The following is a 24,683-nucleotide window of genomic DNA, read 5'->3' on the forward strand; positions in this document are numbered from 1 at the left end:
CTGTCACCTCTTCGTCGATTGTTTCTACTACTTGGATTTTTGTTATTCTTCAGTAAACAGCTGCTCTAAAACAGTCTCTTTTCGGGCTTGAATATGAGAAACCATTGCCTGACGAGCTAATAGAGGTTCCCTTGACTCAATTGCTTCAATTATCACGATGTGTTCTTTAAGAGCCTGCAGTAGTGTTTCTTCAGAACCTGTCATTCGACAAAAACCGCGAACTAATAACCGATAACGCATGATTTCCTTTAACAATCGTCTATTTCCACTTTCAGTAGCAAGTATTGTGTGAAATCGAATATCGTAGTTAACAGCTTTCGATGCCCAGGATAATTCACCATATGTATGTAGCAGTGACTCAGATTCACTTCGTAATTGATTTAACACTTTTTCATCAATGGACTGAGTTACCTTCTCGACTGCCGCTCCTTCCAGTTGTTCGCGCAGCTCATAAATCTCGCAAATATCCTGACTGGTAAATTGGGCAACTCGTGCTTTATGATTATTGACCTGCTCTACAAGCCCATCATGAATCAGTAACTTGATGGCTTCCTTCACAGGTGTACGGCTCACTTCCAATTGTTGGGCCAATTCGACACTGTTTAACTCAGCGCCAGGTGCTAAACCTCCAGATACAATCGCTTCCAAAAGCGACTCATAGACCGCATCAACCAGAGAGGTCCGCTTGATTTGAGCATTCAAGCCTGTCGTATTCATCTGAATTCTCTCAATCTCTTTTTGATTCACTCGATTGACAACTAATTTCTAATCTCATAAAATGGATCCTGGATCCAGAATACACTATAATCAGACAGTTGGTGCACTACAAGAGTATTTTTGATGATCTCAGAAAATCGTTTTGATCGATGGGGACTGGACCTGAACTATGCAACCAGTCCCCCAAATGGTACTCCATTGCTTTTGTTACATGGAGTTACGAGACGCTGGCAAACATTTCTTCCTGTCATAACAGACCTTGTAATTGACTGGCAGCTATTTGCCCCCGACTTTCGTGGTCATGGAAAATCGTCAAACTCCGAGGCAGGGTATCTGGTTACTGATTATGTTCTTGATATGATCACATTCACAAAGCAGTTTAACCACCCATTTGTCATTTATGGACACTCACTGGGGGCGATGGTGGCAGCGGCTCTGGCAGCTACATTACCAGAACAAGTTCGCGCCGTGATTCTTGAAGACCCACCACTACATACAATGGGTAATCGTATTTCAGAATCAAACTTACTCGACCTCTTTAATGGCTTTCTTCAATTTGCAGGTGACCAACGTAACCTCGATCAAATCATTAATGACTTATCGCAACAAAAACTACGAAATCCACAGACTGGCAAAGAAGTAATATTGGGTGATATTCGAGATGAGGCTTCACTTCGTTTCACAGCAAGTTGTCTTCAAGAACTCGATCCCGCAGTGCTGCCCCCCATTCTTGCAGGGCAATGGCTTGAAGGATATGAAACCGAATCTATTTTTCGTCGAATACGATGCCCGACTTTACTTATTCAAGCTGATGTCTCAGCAGGGGGAATGTTGATCGATGCCGATGCAACACAAATCGAATCCTGGTCAAAGGCGGTTTCGCGTATCAAATTATCGAAGGTCGGTCATTTAATTCATTGGTCAGCCACGCAAAAGCTTATCAATGCAATCATGGGATTTCTCAAATCTGTACCACAGGATTGATTCAAATAATAACATCATTTGGGAGTAGAGAGAATGAAGATCGCGACGACTCGTATGCTCATCAAAAATGGACAGGTGGTTGACGGAACGGGGGCTCCTCCCATTACCGATGGTGCAGTCTTGATTGATGATGGTTCTATTTCATTCGTTGGCAAGGCAACGGAATTACCAGAAATGGCAAATGATACCACCGAAATTGATGCTAATGGTGGAACGATCATGCCAGGTCTGGTTGAAGCTCATTTCCATCCAACCTATTTCAATGTCGCAGCTCTGGAAGATCTCGACATAAAATATCCTGTTGAATATGTCACGCTGCTTGCTTCTACAAATGCGAAGCTAGCCCTCGAATGCGGGTATACGGCCGCACGCAGTGGTGGGAGCCTGTTTAATATCGATGTCTGGATGAAAAAAGCGATTGAAAACGATCTGATTCCCGGCCCACGTTTGGCTGCAAGTGGTCGCGAAATCTGTGGTGCTGGCGGATTGATGGACTGGAATCCCGAATTCCGTAAAATCGGAATGGAAGGGTTAATTCTGTTGATCAATGGCGCGGACGAAGCGCGGGCTGCAGTACGTAAGCTGATCAAAGATGGTGTAGAATGGGTCAAAACTTACCCCACGGGTGATGCTGCGGCAGCCGATGCTAATGACCACCATACCCTATGCATGACTTTTGACGAAATGCATGCAGTTGTTGAAACCGCTCATAATCACAATATGAAAGTAACTGGCCACTGCCGCGCGACAGAGGGCATTAAGAATGCACTATTGGCTGGTTATGACACACTCGAACATGGAACATTTATTGATAATGAAACCCTGGACTTACTATTAGCACGAGACGTACCTGTCGTTCCAGCACTATATTTTGAACGGGCAAGCATCGACCGAGGTGTTGAATTTGGTATGTCACAAGCCGTCATCGATGGCCATAAAGAAACGCTCGAAGGTGGAGCAGAAAGTGCGCGCCGCATTCTTGCTGCAGGTGGTCGAGTGGGGATGGGCGGTGACTATGGGTTCGCCTGGAACCCACACGGTGACTATGCGAAAGAATTGGAATTCTTCGTGAATTACGTAGGATTTAAACCGCTAGATGTCATCAAGTGCGCTACGCAAACCGGTGCCGAAATTATGGGACGCGGCAAAGAATTGGGTACACTCACACCAGGCAAACTCGGTGATGTACTAGTTGTTGATGGTGACGTCGTATCTGATATTTCTCTACTTCAAGACCGCAAACGGTTTATTGCTGTCATACAGGGAGGGATCGTCAAGAGTGGCCAGGCTCGCGGAATTTTCGCAACTCAGAATTCTTAGGATATTCAATTAGAGTTCATTAAGACCCTCTATCCGATCTTGGAGAGTCTTTTGATTTTGCTGCCCAATGAATTGCGTTCACAAAAGCAGATCGAGGGCCTGGAGCGCGCTCGCAATGTGGGCTGAATAGTAACACACGTCCTTTTCCATAATTCCCACTGACAATAGCCGGAGAGTCAGTCAATTTACGACTCGTGGTTTTCTCAAGTGGTTCTGACCGGAAATAAGCCAGTATTTTGACATTCTTTTCAGAAGGATCTAATTTACGAACTTTGACAGGACCTCCTGAAAATTTGGCTGGATACGTTCCTTTTAACTGGATTTCTATATCAGCATCAAAGTCAAGCTTTATTTTTCCTATTCCAGAACAGGATGCGGAATCAATTGGCAATAGACCGAGACGATAATCAGACGAGGAACAAGCTAAAAACATACCTGCACAGATTCCGATATAGCCACCTCCTGCTTTGACAAACTTCTTGATAGAATCGCGCCCCCGTCTCCCGAGTCCCTTCGACTGACGATTTGAGAGCCCACCTCCAACCAGCAGAACATCAAACTGAGACAGTTTTCCAGCTTGAATTTCAACAGGACCGATAAGAGACGTTTGGAAATCTGGTACAAGCCTTAGTGTATGTTGAATCCAGACCGGGTCATGGCCACTACTACTGACCGCTCCTGGACCGTGATAAATCGCTAAGCGAATTTTTCCTTGTTCTCGATGGTTAGGCATGATGTCATCATACGAAGAACCTTCTGCTCTCATCTCCAATCTACTTAATAACTCATGCATTGCAGCTCGCTGCTGCCGTGATCGAACCCATAGACGCCTCTTTTGGGGATGTTTCGCTGAGGTAACAACAGAAATCATTTGTGGTAATTCGACATCTTTCATTTCCAGGATATGGTGCTTCCATTTGGGCTCGTCTTTTAATCCAGCGACTTCAGCAGCACGACTCATCTTTGAAACTAGTTCAGCTAAATTGGCAACGTTTCCTTTCCCATAGATCGTTGAACCATGAGATTCGCTAATGAGAGATTTTGCATCAAATGATTCAGAAAGCTGAATAACCCAATCGGGCTTGACCTCTTCCAAAATCTTATTAACAGATTCAGTCCATTGACTGCGATTTCCCAATCGAGCGATCTGTTTTTTATGAATTAACTCAGAGGAATCACTCTCTCGAAAAACAACAAATGTTCCTCTTGATAATTCCCAAGTTGCAATTTGAGAAAGAGCGTGTACCCCCGCATTTCCAGCCTCGGATTGATAACCAATCACGGCAATCGTTGGTCCCGATTTCTGTGAAGAACGTTTTAGATACTCAAAAGAATTAGCGAATAAAGTAATCTGCAGAAATAGAAGTGCGAAAACAAATGCTGTAACTCGGAGTAAACTCATAATCCATTCACTTATGTAAGGGAGGAACCAACAAGACCATAATGTTAATTGATGGAGATTATAAGAAAAGAAAGACAGCCATGATAATGAAATCGGCTTTGTTGGCAGGTGCTTCGAACTTCAAAGAAAAAACGTCGACCGGATTAGATGGTCTGGTAAATGCTAAAATCGTAGGCGATTTTTCAACTCGCGTTGAGCACTCAATTAAGCTGTTGCATTTTGCGTAAGTTTCTTTACTGATTTTTCATTAAAAATAAATAGTAAAACATATAGTTTGAGAGTCAGTCAAAATCATGGGGCTTCCGAGGATCATTTTCTAAATAGCGTGCGATACCTCGCCCTAATTGTTTGCCCACTGCCATATAGCCAGCAGTAGTACTATGTGGCGTATTCCAGCAAGTTTCCAACGTAATTCCCACCACATACTCGTGTGTTTCACTTCTAACCCAATTACTGGAAATTGCTTTCCAGCGTTTGTCATATTTTGGCCCTGTCGAGGGAGTGCTATTACTTAATCGAAAGGGCGTTTTCATTTCCCTGCTACAGGCTGCAATAAATGCAGACTGAAGTTGACTTCCTCTTTTTGTAGCAAGCTCTGGCGGTGCTACGTAAAAGAAAGGAAGTTTCGAATTTGCCCCTGGATTATGTAAATCGACAAACAAAACCAGCCGCTTTGCCTGGTCAAATTCTTTGAGATATTGCATGGCTGATTTGACTGAGTTCCACTGCGATGTTTTCGTCCAATCTCGATTATGGTCGTGGGGGACCTGTGATTTTCCACCATTACCAGTTGCCACGTTATCTATGTCCATAATCGGTACAAAATAAATGTCAGCTTTTTCTCTCAGCCGTACCGCCTGGGGATCATCGCTCACAGCCCATTCAATAAAACCACGCCCGACCCAACTTCCACCAGATTCCCAGGCATGCTGGCGCGCCTGAACCCAAATCACCATTCTTTGAGCGTCTTTTTCATGTTTCGCTTGTGTTACAGACAGAGCCGGGACTGCACGACCAGCCCTAGTCTTGCACAATTCAAACGCAGTTGCATGTGCATGCTTCTTGCTCAACTCCTTCACTAACTCCTGGGCATCCGTAGGAACAAAGGGAGGTCCCCAGGCAAACCAGACCTTATTTGCCTCGATTTTTACTTTCCACTGGCACGTTTCCTTGTTTCGTATTCCAGGTGGAGTCTGTTGCCACTCTTTTTGATTCGTGCTAAATGCTGCTTGATTTGGTAGCGCCCAGATAGCGGAAAATTTTCTGCCATTCGCTTGTTTCAGTTCACTCGCATCGACTGTGACTGAGATCTCTTCACCTGGTGTGACACCTGTAACTTGAAAGTACCACCAGCAAGGCCAACCAAATTGGGGATCACCGGCTGGTCTAATTTTGATCGCTCGTTTCCTTTGATCAATTTCGATGACTTCTGCCGATCCCCCTTCATATGCAGATGAGACAACCAATTCTTCCGCCATCAGTTGCACTGGGAAAACTATACTAAGTAACAGGAATGCGATTAGATGAAAATACATCCTCGTCATTGATGCTTTCTAATGAATAAATGAACTACTTCAGGATGCCTGTAGCAACGTTTCCTTGCCCAGGTTCAACTAATGCGACAGGCTGCGTATTATGAGTATAATGCAGATCTTTATGCTTTAGACCAAATTGATTTAACAAAGTCGCGTGAAAATCGTGTTGTGTCATCACGTCTTCGACCGCCCGGTGACCAAAATCATCAGTCGCGCCATATATATGTCCCTCTTTGATTCCACCGCCGGCCATCCAAATGCTGAAGCCTTCTGTATTATGATCGCGACCCGGTTTTTTACCTGCGCCACGATCCTGAATCACGGGCAGACGTCCCATTTCTCCGCCCCACTGCACAACGGTTGAATCTAAGAGCCCACGATTCTTCAAGTCTGTTACTAACGCAGCACAAGGTTTATCTGAAGCATCACAGCGTCTCTTTAAATATTCAAAAATGTTTTCATGCATATCCCAACCATAATTCCAGATTTGTACGAAACGCACACCACGTTCTACAAATCGACGTGCCAGGATACAGGCGTCGGCAAATTCTTTCGTAACTGGATCGTCGGCACCATAGAGCTCTTGTGTTGATTTCGTTTCTTTTGATAAATCTAAAGCTTCAGATGCTGCTGTTTGCATGCGAGCAGCTAATTCGTAACTGGCAATTCTTGCAGAAAGGTCATGTTCGCCCGGATGACGCTCAAGATGAATCTGATTCAACTCTTTCAGCAAATCCAGTTGATGTCCCTGAGGTTTTCCTTTGAGTTGTGTTATCGGATTTAAGTTGGCAATACGAGGTTCATTTTTACTGACAACAGTCCCCTGATAAATGGATGGTAACTGACGGCTGTCCCAATAAGGTGACCCAACTGGATTTTTGGGAATTGTAATGGCAACGAATGCAGGTAAATTTTGCGTCTCAGATCCTAATCCATAAGTCAACCAACTTCCCAGAGAAGGCCAACCTTCACGACCACGACCTGTAGTCATAGCACGCATGCCTGCCACATGATTTCGAATGTTCGGTAACTGCATTGATCGAATCAGCGTGACATCGTCAACAATTTCCGCAAAGTGGGGTAGCATTTCTACATTGATTTCCATGCCTGATTCTCCGCATTTTTCAAATGTATTCGGAGAAGGCATAATAATGGACGTCGCCTGACCGGCGTTATCATATTTGATTCCATCACCGGGAAACCGCTTACCTGCATATTCATCGAGAATCGGTTTACGATCAAAGAGATCTATATGACTGGGACCGCCTCCACAGAATATGGAAATCATCGATTTTGCTCGGGCAGGGTGGTCCGTCCTTTTAGGCAATAAATCGTATGTTTGTGCTTCTAATTCGGGCTTATCAGGTGCCGCTAAAAGTAGTTCCTCTTTTAACAAACTCGCCAGACCAAGTGTTGAAATTCCAAAAGCACCTTGTGCCAGAAAATGACGACGCGAACTTATAGTTGAATTTGAAGAGACCAGAGACACAACAGACTCCCTCTTTAGAATTTCGAATAAAAGTCAGACAACATTCAGAGTTAACGGTCGTTGAAATTCATTCAATATATAAAAATTGATTCGTACCAAATAAGACATGACATAGTGCAGCCAAAGATTCCTCCCGTGGGTTTTGCACTTTCTGCGTCTTGTATTCTTTCATCTGTAATTGCATATGTTTTTGTAATGCCTGCATTTCAGCCGGCGACGGTTCACTGCACAATGCCATTTTCCATGCAGTTCGAATTATGGTTTCGGCATCAGCTTTTTGGCTTACACTTGCGATGACGCGCTTTGCGAATGCAATAGATTGAGTACGCATGAATTCACTATTGAGTAACGCTAATGATTGCGTTGCTACCGTTGAAGAAACTCTTCTTTCACAATTCGGCTCCATGCTGGGAGCATCAAAGGCATTCAACATAGTAACTGGTTGTGTTCTACGTACCTGAATATAAACCGACCGTTTTAATTCGCGACGATCCTTCGATATTTTTCCAGCACCGACTGTAATCAAACCGCTATCAGACAAGGAAACGGGAACAGGCACACCAAATTGCTCTCGGTTCAATTCTCCACTGACAGCTAAGATTGCATCCCGAATCGCTTCAGCTTCCAATCGTTTCATTGGCATTCTCCACAGCAAACGATTGTCGGCATCGATGGCAGCCGCTTTCTCCGAATGCGTTGTCGAAGTTTGACGATAAGTTTTCGAAGTCATTATCAAACGATGAATACGTTTTAACTGCCATCCATGTTCCATAAAATCAGCAGCCAACCAATCCAACAGTTCTGGATGTGTTGGTGTTGCAGAGCGTGTACCAAAATCACCGGTGGAATCAACAATCGCACGCCCAAAATGGTGCATCCAGAAACGGTTCATTAACACACGGGCTACCAGCGGGTGTTTTCCGTTTGTTAAATAGCGAGCAAACGCCAAACGACGACCGGTTGTTGGTAATTGTGGGTCATTATCAGGAAATGTATTATTTGATTTCTGTCCGATCACAGTCAGGCCACCAGGATCAATTCGATCTGACTCTGGTGAGGAAATATCTCCACGATAAAAGACAAAGGTTTCGGGAATATGCCGTGAATCTTCTGTCGCAATTCTGATATATTCTGGCTTAGGAATTTTTGTTCGTAATTTGTCTGCTTTCTCCTTAATCTCCTCATATCGCTTTTTCAAATCATTACCATCCTTATAGCGTGCTATGAATAAATGTAGATTTCCCAGAGAAAGTAAATCTAACATGGGATACTTCTTTTTGAGAAACTCGGCCTGTTCCGTAGATCGTTCTTTGCGCTCTGTTTCAAAAGCGTTTTTGGCAAGCTCTCGATCCTCTTCAGGAATTTCTTTGAAAACGCGTTCTGAAATCAACTGAAGAACTTCGCTCTTAACTTTATTGTGCTGCTCATCAAGGGCTTTCACTTTTGCTGAAAGTTGAGCGACTTTTTCTTTATCTTCTTTCGCTAGTAACGCAGCCCGACGATTCTTGGGAACACGCCATTTGAAAGGATCAAATACAGGAGCAATCACAGCGCGTAAACGGTAAAAGTCCTGTTGGGGAATAGGATCAAATCGATGGTGGTGGCATTCAGCACACCCAACAGTCATTCCCAGTAGCGACGAAGACATAATCTTGACAGTTTCCGTAATCACTTGATTACGTGCGATTGCTGGATCCATTGGACTCGATCCAGTTCCATCGGGAGCCAGACGCAAAAAACCAGTCGCCGTTAACTTATCATAGGCATCCGGATCTTCATCAATCAGTTTCTGGGCAGAGGCATGTGTCGCTTTGATTAACTCATCACCAGCGAGTTGTTCAATGATAAATTGGTCCCAGGGTTTGTCTGCATTCAGCGCACGAATGACATAATCACGATAATGCCAGGCATCGGGGCGAATGAGGTCTTTGTCATTATAGCCTTCTGAGTCTGCATAGCCGGCCACATCCAACCAATGGCGCGCCCAACGCTCACCATAATGAGGTGATTCGAGTAAACGATCAATCAGTTTCTCATAAGCGTCAGGTGACTCATCGGCAAGAAAATTGTCAACTTCTTCAAGAGTTGGTGGTAAGCCTGTCAAATTATATGAAGCGCGTCTGATGAGAGTTCTTCGATCTGCTGCTGGAGAGAACCACAGTCCTTTCTTTTTGAGCTTTCGTCCGATGAAAGCATCCACAGGATTGATTTCTGCCGGGGATTCCTCTTTCAATAAATCAGCGACAACAGGAACAGATGATTTTTTAATCGGACGAAAAGCCCAGTGCGACCGTTCATCAGGTGAAATCAGAAATTGCCCTGGTTTGATTTCTCCATCTGGTTCCGGACCAGCAGTCTTAGCCCCTTGATCAATCCATTTTGCAATAATCGATACTTCTTCTGGCTTAAGTTGCAATTTTTCATCGGGAGGCATCTCGCCAGACTCAACGTATTGAAAGAGTAGACTTTCGGCATGTTTACCAGTTTCAATAACTGCTCCTGAATCGCCTCCTTGCATGATCAATCGTCGCAACCGCAAATCCAGCGCACCGGAAAGTTCTTTTTCCTCGCCGTGACAATGAAAACAATACGTCTTGAAAATCGGACGAATGTCATTCTCAAACGTTAGTTTCTTCTCAGAGTCTGCCAAGCACGGCAAGCAAAAGAGAAGCACAATAGAACTGGTGATCCATCTTGAAATCGTTTGGTCAAACAAAGTTCTGTTCCTTGTTGGGGCGGGAACAAAATGAGGCAGGTTTTTCTTCAAGAAAACAAAAGAAGAAAACGTTTTGATAGGGTACAAATATAGCGTTTATCGGCAGTAAAGTCAAATTATTTAACTTTACTTAAATTGTAAGCAGGCATTTTGGGAATATTCTTTCTCTGCTGAATCGCTCTTTGTCAAAGCAGTGAACGAACCATCGAAAGTATGTCGTATTACTCTGAAACCAAACTTCCCTCAACCGGCTGGATCGGGGCCTGTTCTGGTTCTTGAATCGCGGGAACCTGTGATCGTTTTGCGTACTGTGCCAAGAGAGCAGGTAAGAAGACCAAATCACCAAAGAGCGCAGACGAAATCGTCAAGCCGCTCATAATGGCAAAGATGCGTTGATCGCGCATATCACTAAACACTACAGTGGAAAAGCCGGCGACTAATACAATTGTGGTCATGATAAGCGCAGTCCCCACTCCCGTAAATGCACGGTGAATGGCTTCATGATCATTCTCGACATTCAGTTGTTCTTCTCGAAAGCGCGTCAAAAAATGAATGGTATCATCGACGGCAATTCCCAGACAAACTGTGAATGCACATACGCTGACGACTTCCAGTGCCTGTCCCGTGAAAACGAGATAAGTACCTGTGACAGCCAAAGGAAACATGTTCGGAATAATCGAAATCAAACCCAGTCTCAAGGATTGAAAAGCAAACGCCAGCACAATGAAAATAATGATCGCCGCGCTCCCCAGACTGGTCGCTAAGTCAACAACAATCTGATACAGATTTCTCCAACGCCAAACAGCAGAACCGGTCAAGCTAAACTGAAAGTCGGGGTGCTCTGCATTGATTGCCGTTAATCCCTCTTCGATTCGAGTAAAGGTGGGACCATACCTGGCAATTCCTAAATCCTGTACATGAAAACTGACATCAGCGCGATGTTGTTCGGGAGTATAAAAAGCACGTTTTAATGGAGGCGGTAATAAATCAAGCATTGACATTCGCTCTTCTGGATCCCCCTCACCAGGAAGGGCTCCCAAAATGTTACGAATTGAAATCGGATGTCCAATTAATGGTTCCTGCTGCAATAAATCATCAATTTTACTGATGGCGATTAATACCTCGGGGGAATCCGATTCTACATTGTCGTTCCATGTCACTTGAATCCGTGAATGTTCCAGGCCACCTAATGCCTTGTCCATATGATTCAGCGCCAACGCTGCCTCCGAACCTTCTGGTAACATATTTGCGCGACGTTCATCGGGTCTGAGTGTCGAAGAGATCAAAATCAAGACAACTGTGATACCGATTCCTAATGAACTGATCAATTTCGTCCGTGTGAGTACCAGATCGATGACCACACTAATGCGCCCCAAATGACGGTCGATGATTCCCTTATTATGACCGACATGAATAGAGCGTCCGAGCCAGGTACGACAGGCAAGGGGAATCACCGTAATCACAGCGACAAATGTTAAAATTACGCCGATTACACAACTATAACCAAACTCTCGAACAGTTTCATGATGTGCTAACGAAAGGGAACCAAAGCCAATCGCAGTCGTCAGTGAAGTCAGGGCACAAGCAAGACCCACCTCTTGAACTCCTCGACGGGCAGCATCACGTCCACTCAAGCCTGCTGCACGATGTCGTCTGATCTGTACCATCAAGTGCACACCATCAGTAAAACCAACTAGACTCAGCAAGACAGGTAAAACAACATCATTAAAGGGATTGTTCTGAAAATCAAAAAACTGAATGACTCCCATTGTCAGAAAGACGCCGAACATCGGCGCCAGTGCCACGATAATGACGGCAGAAATGCCACGAAATAGAATGACCGCCATCAGCAAGATCATTCCATAACCGATTACCTGATATTTAACTTTGTTAGCATTATGTGTGCGAATTGCTGTTAGGTAGGTGGGGATATGGCCTGTTGTCATAAAAGAAAAGTTAACATCAGGATATTCTTCAGCAACCTGTTGTGCCACTTGCTTTAGTCCGGTGGTACAATCTTCATCGTCATCAACATAGAACCAGTCAAATTTCACCATCAATAATAAAGTTCGACCATCTTCAGAGAGTAATTGTCCTCCCACTAATGGATGGGCTATTGCTTTCTCTTTTGCAGCCATCAATCGTTTTTCAGAAGCCCGTTCGTTGGGAACAATTGGTTCTCTTAAACCGAAAATATTAAGATTAGGGACATCATCCAGCCAGAACACACTTCGTACATAATCAAGCGATTCGATTTTCTCAACGATCGCTCTGAGCGCTTTGATCCCCTCTGTGGTAAAGAACTCATCTGAGTCAACCACAAGAATCGTGTGGGCATCGGTTAGACTGATGGGGTCGACATCAGGAGGTGCTTGACGTATGAGTTTTAGTTTTGAAGGATTGCTTTGTTTCTCTACAACAGGGGCTGGTTTAAACCAGTCACGAATCTGTTCCGGAACAGTATACCCCAGCAGCGCAATCCCGCTCAAAATCAGAATCAAAATTGTTACGATAGCAGGATGGTCAACTAACCAAGTCGAACATCGATTAAATGTACGAAACACTCTATATTACTTTCTGCCGGAAAAGAGATTCTAGAAATAAAGTGATGAGTATTCCGAACACAAATTTAAAAAATGACGTTTACGATCGTTATCTGGCTGCACTTTCGATTTCTTTCCTTTGCAACCTTCCATCGTCATTATGATCAAGATTTCGAAATCCAAAACGCTTGGTCGACAAAGGCATCTCATCAACATCGACATGTCCGTCTTTGTTTTTGTCAAATCGCTGGATAAACTCAGCGACAAATTTCTCAACTCGCTGCTTTCGCTCCTGTTCAGAGTTCACCTTTTTCTTTTCTGGCTTTTTCATCTTTTGCTTAGTAAAACGAGGCTCTGCGATTTCAAAAAAGGCGATCGCCATCTCTTCCCATGTTTGATCACCCCAAGTCACATATTCATTTGGATCAGGATTAAAGGGGTTCTCTTCAGAATTATCAAACTTCACGGTAAATTTAAGCTCATCTACCGTGTCGAGTTTCATCGGCTGACTCAACTCGTAAATATGTTGCCAATTGAAATCGTAATTGGGCACATCCAATAATATTTGTGAATCGCCTTTTTGTTTCATAAACAGACGAAACGACTTGCCTCGCAGATGCATATGAGGCGCGATGGCTAATAACTCTGCTTGCGGTGGAATGCGTCGTACTTTCGCAGAGACGGGAAAATCTTTTGCGTGAGGCGGTATTTCGAATTCCTGATCAATACCCACCAGGGTAAAAACTTCGTGAGTGATGTCTTTCTCCTCACCAAATAGTAACCCGACTTTTGAAATATCCTCTTCCACCGATCCAGTCGGTGTGTAATGCATCTGGAAAACCAACTTGGAGCCAGCGGGAACTCTTCGAGCGCGCCCCGGGGGTAACATGCTGACGCGTTGCCCAGGCACATAAGCAGTCAACCAGCCGATCCCTCTAAAATCGGATCCGTCAGGTGGACGAATAAAAACAATTGCATGATGAACAACAGATCGATTCCCTGGGAGAACTTGAGCACCAGTAACCCACTTGTCTTCTTTAAATCCTGGATCTACTACAAAATACTGATACTCTACAACACCTTCTTTCGGAACGATAAACGGTCGCTTTCGCATATGATAAACCGTTTTGGGGACTTGAGGTAAATGCCAACCGTTTTGAAACTCTGGAAGTTGTGGTAGATCTTTGACATCGCCAAATGGCATTCCTCCAGCAACCCAATCACGCAGAACGTCCTTATCGGCTTCCGACATGTACCGGGCATTCGCATACTTCCCATACTTTGGACTCGCGTGCCAGGGAGGCATGCGACCGTCTTCAATGGTTTCCAGCATAGTTTCGGCCCAGCCACGCACTTCATCATATTCAGTCAAGCCGAACGGCGCTATCTCGCCTTTGCGATGACACTCAACACAATGTCGATTTAAAACCCCCGCAACTTCTTTACAAAAAGTCAGTGTCGTTTTTCCAGTCGTTTTTTTTACACGGCCAATAAAACAACCATTCGGTTCGGTGCTGGCCACCTTAATCGTCTGACCCGCAAGAAGTTGATCAAGTGCATTCTTCAAGTCATGCGACGTCGTCTCCGCACGAGAAATGCCGGGTAAATATTGATTATCAACACGGCCGCGATAACGAATCTTTAAGTTTTTATCGAGCACAAATACTTCAGGAGTGCGAATCGCTTTGAACTGATCGGCAACCGCGTTTCCGTAATCCTTGGCTACTGGAAATTGAATCTCATAGCGTTTGACATATTTCTGCACATCTTCCAGAGAATCCTGTTGGTTACTATTCACACCAATGAACCGAACTCCCCGTGATTCATAGTCGGCCTGCATCTGGTTTAATTTCGGTCCGTATAATCTCGCCAGCGGACATTCGGCTCCCAAAAAGCAGACGACAATTGCGGAGTGCTTAGGTTTTTCGGCCAATTCTGCGATCCCCCCATCTGAGGTCGGCAGTCGAAATGTCAGTAACTCTGATTTTGTAGATTTCGTCCCTTCGTTAGCAAGCAAGAAGCTGCTAGAGAGGGAAAACAATGAAAACAAACATATCAAACAGATACGTAACATGAAGTGATCCTTCCTCCTGAATCAATTAGATAGGAGCATTTATTTTATCAACGCGTCGGAAACCCACGCAACCCTCATTGAAATGATTGTAGGCCTCCCACGTTGATTGGACAGTTTCAATTAGATATACTCGACGTAACTTACATTGGTTGCAGATTTTGGCAACAGAATTAAAAATTCTCTTTAAAAGAAATTAACACGATCCACACATGTGTGATTGTGCCTCCGATCAGTACTAAAGAAAGGTAGCAGAGTGAAAGCTCCTCGTAGCGGCGGCGGTTGGAAAGCGATTAAATATAGCCTGAAACTCGCAAATCGGGTCGGTTGGTGGAAACTTTGGAAGTCGATGCGTTCCAAGAATGCCTGTAAAACCTGTGCAGTGGGAATGGGTGGCCAAAAGGGGGGAATGGTCAATGAGGCAGGCCTATTCCCAGAAGTCTGTAAAAAGTCGTTTCAAGCAATGGCTTCGGATATGCAACCCTCAGTATCTTCAGAATTCTTTGCGAAAAATACTCTCAGCCAATTACAGTCACTTTCTTCGCGGAAGCTGGAGTACAGTGGTAGACTTACCGAGCCTTTATTACTTTCCAAAGGGGAAGAACATTATCGCCCCATTTCCTGGGAAAAAGCGATTGATCTGGTCGTTGATCGTCTGAAAGCTGCTGGAGCTGACCGTAGTTTTTTCTATGCCAGTGGACGTTCTTCCAATGAAGCTGGTTTCCTCTTCCAAATGCTCTCGCGTTTAATGGGCACCAACTATGTTAACAATTGCTCATTTTACTGCCACCAAGCCAGTGGTGTAGGCTTAGGCTCCAGTATCGGCACCGGAGCAGGGACCATTCGCCTGGAAGACCTGGACCATACAGATCTCTATATCTTAATTGGAGCCAATCCCTCTTCTAATCATCCGCGTTTAATGAAAGCATTTATGGAAATCCGTCGTCGTGGCGGAAAAGTGATTGTCATTAACCCGGTCAAGGAATTGGGACTCGTCAATTTTAAAGTTCCCAGTGATGTACGAAGTTTGTTATTTGGCTCAAGCATCGCTTCGATGTACGTACAGCCTCATATTGGTGGTGACATGGCTTTGCTGACCGGTATTGCAAAAGAAGTACTGGAGCAAGGTGTTCACGACTCAGATTTCATTGCCAAACATACAGAAAATTTTGAAGCATTCCAGGAACAGGTGAAAAACACCAGCTGGGATGAAGTCATAAAACACAGTGGTGTTAATCGACAAACTATTAAAAAAATCGCAGACCAATACATTTCTGCAAAAAATGTAGTCATCGGTTGGTGTATGGGAATCACTCATCATCTGCATGGCACGAATAACGTTCAATCAATTGTTAATGTTTCTCTATTAAGAGGCATGGTTGGCCGCCGTAAGGCAGGCTTAATGCCAATTCGTGGACATAGCAATGTTCAAGGTCTGGGATCAGTGGGTGTGACCCCCGGCATGAAACAAGCGATGCTCGAGCGTTTTGAAAGTCAATTGAATATCAAAGTTCCCACAACTCCTGGCTATGACACGATGGCCTGTATGGAAGCCTCCCATCGTGGAGAAATTGATTTTGCATTCTGTCTGGGTGGTAATTTGTTTGGCAGTAATCCCGATACAAAATACGCTCTGGAAGCAATGAATCGTATCAAAACAGTGTTGTATCTCTCGACAACATTAAATACCGGTCATGTCTGGGGAACTGGTGAAGAAACATTAATTCTCCCCGTTCTACCGCGCGACGAAGAACCACAGTCAACAACTCAGGAATCGATGTTTAGCTATGTTCGTATGAGCGATGGAGGGAAATCACGTTTTGAAGGCCCTCGGAGTGAAGTCTCAATTCTGGCTGCCATCGGCCAAAAATTATTCGCTGACGACAATCGGATCGACTGGAAAAAACTGGAGAGCCATACAGCGATCCGTGAATTGATTGCAGAACTCATTCCCGGTTATGAAGGTATGAAAGAAACAATTCAATCGAATAAAGAGTTTCACGTCACAGGTCGTGCCGTCGAGGAATACCAATTCCCTACCGAAAGCGGCAAAGCTAAATTTCATGCAATTCCGTTACCCACACTGCCTGAAGATCAGAATCAGCTTCGCTTAATGACGGTGCGATCAGAAGGACAATTCAACAGTGTCGTTTATGACGATGAAGACATCTATCGCGGCCAGGAACGACGTGACGTGATTCTGATGAATAAAGCGGACATCGAACGACTCGGTTTCAAACCTGATCAACGCGTAAGCATCAAAAGTGAAGCAGGGGAGATGCAGTACATTCTGGTGAGAGAGTTCGACGTCCGTGCAGGGAACGCACTCATGTATTATCCTGAAGCCAATGTCCTCGTCCCACATACAGTCGATCCGCTTTCAAAGACACCGGGCTTCAAATCTGTGTGGATTACCATCACAGCAGAAGAACCAGCGGTCGCTTGATTTGTCACAGTCAAACTGACGTAAGAATCATTTTTCATCCTCTAGTACGCGCTGGATAAACGGCCATTTCATCTGGGTATAAGTTTCACGATCTTCCTTATATCGTGCGGCAAGTTCTCTTTTTAAATCCGAATATTCTTTTGCGATTTTTTGATTAGTAATTAAGAGATCACGGAATTGAATACGCTCGTTCCAGAGTGGACTTTGAAATGGTATTAAATGCAGGTGATGTGTTCGAAATGCATCCGATGGTTTACAGAACCAGTGCATAACTTCCGCTTTGTAGGGCCAATACTCATACCCATTGTTTACCAGCACATCAATAGCTGGACGTGACTCATTGAGTGACTTAACTCCGAACATAATATCAATCACTGGCTTTGCAAGGAGTCCTGGAATAGCAGTACTCCCCACATGCTCTATGCTGCCGTAAAACCATTGGCCAATTATCTGCATTAAGAAGGCCCTCTCAGCTTCAAACTTGTCAGGCCACTCGGGGTCATATTCTACTAACTCAACTGGTGCTCTTTTCATTTCTATACACTCAACATTCGATTGTTCCCAAGGTTTTTAAAGTTATTTTAATCAACATCTACTTCGCCACTTTTTGACATTACTGATTCCAGAAAGGACATCAAAATTTTCAGTAGAAATCCGGTAAATAAAGAAACTGGTACAATGACACAAGAAACGAGTGTTGCCAAGAATAAACATAACAATAGACGTACCGCTGTGGAAACATCTCCATTATGGAGACCTACGCCATCAAGAAGACCAATAATAAGTACAACAATAAAGGAAAAGTAAGTCAGCCCAATCGAATAAATAGAACCTAATGCAAAACCATATCGATAGATAAACAAGCTACATACTATCCAAAGCATTGTCAGAATCGAATTAATCTCCATATACTGTTTCCTTACATATCATTGATTTCTTCAACAGAGTGGATAATGTTTCTTTTGATTCTGCCTCGACCGCTTCTTTCAGTGGATGTGGTTGCTCAGATTACCAACCACAGTCAAAAATAACAAAGAGAACAAGTAGATAGAATCTATACTTCTTTGTATCTGTATTATTTCACTATTAACCGTTCAAATTAATGGCTGAGATTCAGCAGTAAACATAGACCAATATGATCGACAAAACCAAATCAAGTTAATCTGTCATCCATCCAGATTAATGCCCCTCAGAATTTTACTGTCCATAATCAAGAACTGGTTTCAACGTGTAAGATGCAAATAAGCCATATACGTGACTATATACAGGAGCTAGCATATTATTTGAGTAACATACGGATAAAGAATTGACAAGCCAAATACCTGCTAACACTCCGACTTGCCTACGCTCAAAATACTAATTCGAGATCTTGCTTGGTAAGACCTATTTGGATAAAAAACCATAATAACAACGTTATTAACAATCTGGTCAATCTAGTAACTCCTGTGACTCTGTATGATTTAAACTCTTGATAATCACAGGCGCGTTTTCCTCAGAAGTGACTTCGTGAATGCGAATCGCATCTTTCAGAACCTGATTAACTCCAGGACGAGGGCGACATTCTACGAGAATCTGAAATGCGAATAACGATGGCCACAGTTTTGCAAATAGATTCGCCAGCCAACCTAGCGCACGACCAGTGCGACCCGGCATAACTGCTGCGAAGGGAACACCGACTCCGTGCACGTGTTCAATTTCGTATCCACACACCTTTAACATCTGCAGCAGGGAACGACGTGTAAAAAGTCGTTTGTGAGTGATGTCTAAAATCCCGCGCTCAGCGTATCTGAATTGACCCATCAATAAATTGAGCCGTATTGCAGCAAACGCCACATTGGGAGTGGACAACACAAGCAATGGCTGAGATAGATTGCTCGCTGCTAAGTTAGGATCATTTCCAGGGACGCTATTGGTTCGATCACACTCAGAAACTGGAAGCTGATCTGAGGAAACCGGTTCTTCAAGCGCGTCTGCTGGGTGGTTTCGGTCATCATTGCGCATCGACAACAAAAAATCCTCTGGGTTGGCTAAATGCTCAATCACGTCCAATAATAACACCGCGTCAAAGTCTCTTATTGATACTGGTAACACATCAGTTTCCAGATTTGCTGAATGGAACTCCGTCATTGTTTCGGGTAGTGGGCTTACACAATCTACACCTGTCACTTCCATTCCAGATCGCTCGCATTGCGATGCTACATGTCCCAAACCACAACCAAGATCCAGAACTTTTTGCGCCTTGTGTTTTTTTAATAGATTCAGCGCGAGCGCGTGAGAGGAATATTCAGCCTGTGTCTTGTCACGATAACGGTCGGTAGACAAATTTCTTAGTTTTAACGAACACAACATCCCCCACTGGTGCATTTTGAATTGTATCGTCGCAGTTACCACATTCCAGGCATATTTCAAACCTGGCACGCGACAAACTTCATTGCCATAAAAGGTAGGAATCTCAATCTCTCTTACGCTGGCTCCAACATGGGCTGCCTGGAGTAGAATCTCCGTATCGAAGTGAAATTCGTTTGTATTAATCTCAAACGGAACACTTGCCAGAAATTTTGTTGCGTAGGCACGATAGCCGGTGTGATACTCACTCAATTTCCAACCCGTGAGCCAATTTTGAAAAGTTGTCAGAATTCGATTTCCGACAAGCTTATACAATGGCATCCCCCCTTTACGTGCACTACTGGTTGAATGCATTCGCGTACCCAAAATCAAATCGGGCTGCGACTCTTGCCAGACTTTCATAAATTCGGGCAAAAGCTCAGGAGTATACTGTCCATCACCGTGTAATAAAATTACACAGTCATATCCTTCATCAATTGCTACGCGAAAACCGATTTTCTGGTTCCCCCCGTAACCTTGATTGTCACGGTTTTTTAGAATTGTAATGTTGTAGATTTCATGAGCTTCCAACCACTCTTTTAATATGTTGGGACCATTGTCCGATGAAGCATCATCACTTACCAGAAAGTGGATATCCGACCGGTTAAATAATTCATATGGGATCCGTTCGAACAAATCGTGCAAATGCTGTTCGGCTTCATAGGCGACAACATAAATCAGGAACCGGTATGAGGAATGAGTGATCTGCATCTGTTCGAATTTGACCTCAGTTGAAAATTTGATTTGAGTTAAAAGGTCAAGGAGTTTCTTTCTTACTTGACTTAACCGTTAATTTTTTGCCCGGATCACGAAACTGTACATGTAAAATCTGATTATCCAAGTGACTTATTTTTTTGATCAGACGTCCTGGTGGGAATCGTTTAAAAATTAATGAGGTATCGTTATCAGGTACTTCAAATCCAAGGTATGTCACCCAGATTGGTTTTGTCGCATTCTCGCCAAAAGCCTTGAAAAAATTCGTCCAGTCGGCTCGTATGTCATACATAAAGAAATGAAATTTCGGAATCGAGATGACTCGATAGCCAGCCATCTGATATTCAGTGTAGCCACCCCCAAGTGCTTTTCTATGAGTCATAGAATCACCGACAAGATAGTATTCAAGAACATTACGCGTGCTACCGTCTGTTAAAATAGTGGCCCCCTCGGGCACAGTCTTCTTCAATAACGCTATTGTTTCGCGCGCCATAATGGGAGTTTGTGTGGTCTGTAATTTCCAGACATTCGGATACGCGTATGAATAGATCCATAAAGAAATCACCAATGTAAAAACTGTCACACGTCCAAAACCGGGTCGTCTTACCAGTGGCAAAGTTGCTGCTGCGAGACCAAGAACCACAAATGGAATGAGCCACATCGAATGCCTTGTGTGCCCGACAGGATAAATACGGAAATGAAACAGTAGCATTGCGACAACCAGCGGCAGCAAAACCATCATACTACGTTCGAGTGCAATCCATTTCGACCCGGTATCTTGAAATCCTTTTCTTAACATGACTAGGGAACCAAAGATCACTAAGCCAGCGATTAACATCCACAATGCCCCAGAGAGATATTTGATATACTCAAGAGTCCGCATTAACGCGAGATAAACAGGATGAGTGGTTACGGGGTCATAGGAACTGTCATACAACCAGAAATCCCATAAATCTGTTTTTGCATTGCTATTGATAAATTGTTTTATATGGCCAAAATACATTGCAACACAAATACCTAGCAGTACAAATTGAAGGATGATCCAACTTACAACCGCCCTTCGAGGCAGTGTTCCCGAGATCACTCGAAATGTAACTAAGAGTCCGAGCACCAACATTAACCATGCTGTGCTATAATGCGTCAACATGGCAAGTGCCAGACAACATCCAGATCCAGCAAGCGCAACAGTTGAGTGAGTACGCAAAAAACGTTCTTGTAAATAAAGTGCCGCGAAGATAAAGGTGAGCAAAAGTGTATAGCCACGCATTAACGCGCCAAGATGAACCATCGGCATTGAAAAAGTCAGAAACGCGAGGCCTACTAAAGCTGGTCGTGGCCCCAATAATTCCTTGAGCCACACAAAACCTAAGACCAAAGCCGAAATACTAAAGAGTAGGGCAGGTAATCGGAGCATTCGCTCAGAATCACCTAGTTTCATCCAGTAATGATAAACTAAGAACGCCAATGGAGGATGCGTGTGCTCGCGACTGGCATGCCAGGCATCGGATAATGTAGGCTGACGTGCCACCTGGAAGTGCATCGATTCGTCAAAGTCCAGAAAGAATGCATCCAACAGCTTTGCTCGAAATGCGAGCCCTATAAGTATAATACCGGCTACTATCAACCAAACCTTATAAGAACTCTCAACACCTCGGGTAGAGTCAGCTTTTGAACATTTGGAAGTCTGATTTTCATCATCCCTCGCAGTTGATTCAGCCAACTTATCATCCTTCATGATTGTTCATTATCCCGATTTTGATGTAACGGCCTGAGTAGACCTCAAAGAGTGAGTGAGAGTGCGTTTGATTGATCAGTTAATATTGATTTGTACGATTCGTTTTAAAAGCTCTATCAACTTTGTTTTGCGCTAGTCTAAGGTCGTAAGGGGAAATAAATTCTCTTTGCTGAATTTATGGGAAAGTTATCGTGATGCGTAAAGACCACTAACACATACTTGCAAGCTCTGATTACGGTAAATATCCAGCGTACTAAAGCTTATAACCAAAATCCATTGGAAATTGATTCTAAGGGGCAAGGTCCTGGCCTGCCTGAATTTAAGCAATTGTCATACCTAATCATTGTAGACATATTGCAGGCAACTGAAGTTTCCCACTCAACAGTACGACTGTAAGATTCGTTGTAACTTGAGTCTAGAATTCTTATCAAATCGAAGAAAACTGTTTAATATTCTTTACCAGTGGTCATGTTTTGGGACAGGTTCATCAACGACACATCGGTTATACTTAAATTCGTCGTCGCCAAAATCGTTAATCACTTTTGTACTTGTCATGCCCAAATTGAACGGCTTCGTTGATTTCATTATCTCTTAAAATGAAATCTAATTCTCCCCAACTCAACTCTTTAATTTGATGTGGGAGCCAGGAATACTTATCCATGATCCATTTGTGAATCGCTTCTTCACCAACATAGCGATCATAGTGCTTATATTCTGCGAGATAGTCCCCCAGCTGTTTGACGGTGAAGTCTTTACGGAACTGAATGACTTCTTCAGAAAGGGGATAATCGTCATCAAACAGATGTTCGAATAATCCAAACAGAAAGGGATCTGACTCCTCCATACCATCATCGTCGTCTCGATGATCATCGGACATAATGCTTGCCTTTTTGAGTTTTAATGAGATGGATCAAGTTGACAGGAAAAGAGTTGAACAGACTAAATAAGAGAAATAGATCTCTAATCTTAATGACTGCTATGACCCTGATGATCACAGGCTCAGTTCTCTGCCATCTTTAGTTTTGATTTATACCAACACATAACGACTTGGTATAAACGTTCAAAAAGGCCTGCTTATTAAGGAGCAATGGGCACGGGCGGGATCGAACCGCCGACACCAGGATTTTCAGTCCTGATACATTGTTTAATGTTCATGATTGAATGCTATTTATCGATTAGTTCAACTGTTGAAAGCAGGCTGGATCAACTGAAATAATTTATTCGCGTGGAGTAACTAGGATCTGCAATTCAAAATAGATCGTAGGTATTTTTTTGAAAATTTACTTTTTCATTGAGATGTTAGTTTTTGTGATCTGCTCGTTCATATTTCCATTTATCGTCATAGGTATGTTTACAAAAATGAGTAATCAGGAGAGAGCAGGGCATAATGGATTTTTAATGTAGTATTTCACAATTCTGATTTTCATGATTATCCTCATTTGTGTGATTCGTGTTTATCACTACATAGAAAAATGAGGTGATTTCTTCACAACAAATAACACAAGTAAGTTTTTGGAATTAGGTAGCCATATACGCAATGTGGAAATATTGCATCAACAAACTTTCGGCCAGATCATCTTCAGAAATCCAGTTCGCGTAGTTTCATAGAGTCAAACAATGGGTAGTACCATGTTGATTTCGATATAGGGTCTTACCTGACTAGAACAAAAAAGTCATACGAACTTTTTGAATTCTTTATTATTTTTGGGTTTGAAATTGCAGCGGGCGCAGGAAAGAAAGTAAATTCTGCCGCTTGCTGTGCGTGATTGTGAGTAGCTGCTCAGTTTTCCCGTACATTTTTTGTTCGGACAAGGATCTCCACGACGCGGGTTTTTATTATTTACCGTACACTTTTTGTCGGATTTGTTAATCTGTTCGGCCATTGGCGGCCACCTCCTTCGGTTCAGGGATTGGGAGTTTGAGCGATCATTTTTTCGGTCCCTCTTCGATTTCAGATAACCGCTGCAATGCCTGCTCAATCAATCTTCGCATTTCTTCTACTTTTACATGACATTTTTTACAGAGATGGCGCCGCATCTCCTTTGGTAGTGTCAACATCTGGTCGCGGGCCTCGATCACACATTCCGCAGCAAACAACTCGTATTCTTCCCGACTGATCAGCTTCTCATCTGCGATTAAATCTTTACGCTCCAGGTCCTTCCGCTTCAATTTCTCCTGAAGCAGCTTTTCTTTTTTGAGTTCTTCGTTGAGCTTCTGGGACTCTCTGTCTGCTTTCTCATCACGATAAGATGCTACCCACGCATCACACTCAGAAACATCGAACACTCTCTTTCGTTGAGTTCCACTAACCGGAAGTCCTTTTTTGATCCAGTTCTGGATCGTCTTGTCGCTAACGTCCCATCGTTCGGCAGCAGCAGTAAATCCAATGACACATTTGACCGGCTCTGTTTTTTTCGCTGGAGCCTGTTTTTTAGCGGTTTTTTTCGTTTTTGACGTCGTGCGTTTTGAAGTGGCTCTTTTGGATGATCGCTTTGCTGATTTTTTGCGCATCAATTTAATAGGAAGAAGAAGAAGAAGTCACTTAAAATTTCGTTTTGAAACCAAAAAAGTGCGATTAGGGAACCGCGCGCGGCCCCGGGCTCCCCGCAGGAGGACCCGAGAAATT

General features: G+C 43.6%; 17 protein-coding genes and 1 tRNA gene. 4 read left to right on the forward strand and 14 right to left on the reverse strand.

Annotation, left to right across the window (positions count from 1 at the left end):
• Positions 1-42: 42 nt before the first annotated feature.
• Entirely contained in the window at positions 43-717 is a 675-nt protein-coding gene (locus V202x_RS22440; RefSeq protein ID WP_145179068.1) for a GntR family transcriptional regulator, read from the reverse strand.
• Between the two features lie 123 nt (positions 718-840).
• Here V202x_RS22440 and V202x_RS22445 point away from each other — a divergent pair, with 123 nt between their 5' ends.
• Together V202x_RS22445 and V202x_RS22450 are read left to right on the forward strand one after the other, a co-directional pair.
• Complete coding sequence (locus V202x_RS22445) at positions 841-1,701, forward strand: alpha/beta fold hydrolase (RefSeq protein WP_145179069.1); 861 nt, start codon at positions 841-843, stop codon at positions 1,699-1,701.
• A gap of 33 nt (positions 1,702-1,734) precedes the next feature.
• The gene (locus V202x_RS22450; RefSeq protein ID WP_145179070.1) at positions 1,735-3,021 is read left to right on the forward strand and encodes a metal-dependent hydrolase family protein; all 1,287 of its coding nucleotides are present in this window, start codon (positions 1,735-1,737) and stop codon (positions 3,019-3,021) included.
• A gap of 19 nt (positions 3,022-3,040) precedes the next feature.
• Here the strand turns inward: V202x_RS22450 and V202x_RS22455 are convergent, their stop codons facing one another.
• Positions 3,041-4,423 (reverse strand): BPL-N domain-containing protein, encoded by a 1,383-nt coding sequence (locus tag V202x_RS22455; protein ID WP_145179071.1) that lies wholly within the window; start codon positions 4,421-4,423, stop codon positions 3,041-3,043.
• An 80-nt stretch (positions 4,424-4,503) separates the two neighbouring features.
• Here V202x_RS22455 and V202x_RS27620 point away from each other — a divergent pair, with 80 nt between their 5' ends.
• Positions 4,504-4,650: a hypothetical protein gene (locus V202x_RS27620; RefSeq protein WP_197993046.1), complete on the forward strand. Its 147-nt coding sequence runs from the start codon at positions 4,504-4,506 to the stop codon at positions 4,648-4,650.
• Positions 4,651-4,704: 54 nt separating this feature from the next.
• Here the strand turns inward: V202x_RS27620 and V202x_RS22460 are convergent, their stop codons facing one another.
• From V202x_RS22460 to V202x_RS22480, 5 genes are all read right to left on the reverse strand, one after another.
• Positions 4,705-5,901, reverse strand: a complete 1,197-nt coding sequence (locus V202x_RS22460; RefSeq protein ID WP_197993047.1) for a M14-type cytosolic carboxypeptidase — start codon at positions 5,899-5,901, stop codon at positions 4,705-4,707.
• A 91-nt stretch (positions 5,902-5,992) separates the two neighbouring features.
• Positions 5,993-7,447 (reverse strand): DUF1501 domain-containing protein, encoded by a 1,455-nt coding sequence (locus tag V202x_RS22465; RefSeq protein ID WP_145179073.1) that lies wholly within the window; start codon positions 7,445-7,447, stop codon positions 5,993-5,995.
• A gap of 67 nt (positions 7,448-7,514) precedes the next feature.
• Entirely contained in the window at positions 7,515-10,163 is a 2,649-nt protein-coding gene (locus V202x_RS22470; protein WP_197993048.1) for a PSD1 and planctomycete cytochrome C domain-containing protein, read from the reverse strand.
• Between the two features lie 221 nt (positions 10,164-10,384).
• The gene (locus V202x_RS22475; RefSeq protein ID WP_145179075.1) at positions 10,385-12,727 is read right to left on the reverse strand and encodes an efflux RND transporter permease subunit; all 2,343 of its coding nucleotides are present in this window, start codon (positions 12,725-12,727) and stop codon (positions 10,385-10,387) included.
• A gap of 88 nt (positions 12,728-12,815) precedes the next feature.
• Entirely contained in the window at positions 12,816-14,780 is a 1,965-nt protein-coding gene (locus V202x_RS22480) for a redoxin domain-containing protein (protein ID WP_145179076.1), read from the reverse strand.
• 253 nt (positions 14,781-15,033) lie between these two features.
• Between V202x_RS22480 and V202x_RS22485 the strand changes: the two genes are divergently transcribed.
• Complete coding sequence (locus V202x_RS22485) at positions 15,034-17,223, forward strand: FdhF/YdeP family oxidoreductase (protein WP_145179077.1); 2,190 nt, start codon at positions 15,034-15,036, stop codon at positions 17,221-17,223.
• Between the two features lie 27 nt (positions 17,224-17,250).
• On the opposite strand, the gene V202x_RS22490 is transcribed toward V202x_RS22485, so the two are convergent.
• The 7 genes from V202x_RS22490 to V202x_RS22515 form a co-directional block, all read right to left on the reverse strand.
• Positions 17,251-17,757: a GrpB family protein gene (locus V202x_RS22490; protein WP_145179078.1), complete on the reverse strand. Its 507-nt coding sequence runs from the start codon at positions 17,755-17,757 to the stop codon at positions 17,251-17,253.
• Positions 17,758-17,804: 47 nt separating this feature from the next.
• Positions 17,805-18,131 (reverse strand): hypothetical protein, encoded by a 327-nt coding sequence (locus tag V202x_RS22495; protein WP_145179079.1) that lies wholly within the window; start codon positions 18,129-18,131, stop codon positions 17,805-17,807.
• A 520-nt stretch (positions 18,132-18,651) separates the two neighbouring features.
• Positions 18,652-20,319, reverse strand: coding sequence for a bifunctional glycosyltransferase/class I SAM-dependent methyltransferase (locus V202x_RS22500; protein ID WP_145179080.1), 1,668 nt, complete (start codon positions 20,317-20,319; stop codon positions 18,652-18,654).
• Positions 20,320-20,365: 46 nt separating this feature from the next.
• Positions 20,366-22,057, reverse strand: a complete 1,692-nt coding sequence (locus tag V202x_RS22505; RefSeq protein ID WP_145179081.1) for a glycosyltransferase family 39 protein — start codon at positions 22,055-22,057, stop codon at positions 20,366-20,368.
• Between the two features lie 532 nt (positions 22,058-22,589).
• Positions 22,590-22,934, reverse strand: a complete 345-nt coding sequence (locus V202x_RS22510; protein WP_145179082.1) for a hypothetical protein — start codon at positions 22,932-22,934, stop codon at positions 22,590-22,592.
• Between the two features lie 211 nt (positions 22,935-23,145).
• Positions 23,146-23,243, reverse strand: a tRNA-OTHER gene (locus V202x_RS27625).
• 740 nt (positions 23,244-23,983) lie between these two features.
• Positions 23,984-24,568 (reverse strand): terminase small subunit, encoded by a 585-nt coding sequence (locus V202x_RS22515; protein WP_145179083.1) that lies wholly within the window; start codon positions 24,566-24,568, stop codon positions 23,984-23,986.
• Positions 24,569-24,683 lie beyond the last annotated feature (115 nt).

Origin of the sequence: Gimesia aquarii (genome assembly GCF_007748175.1) — a bacterium.
Classification (GTDB): Bacteria; Planctomycetota; Planctomycetia; order Planctomycetales; family Planctomycetaceae; genus Gimesia; species Gimesia aquarii_A.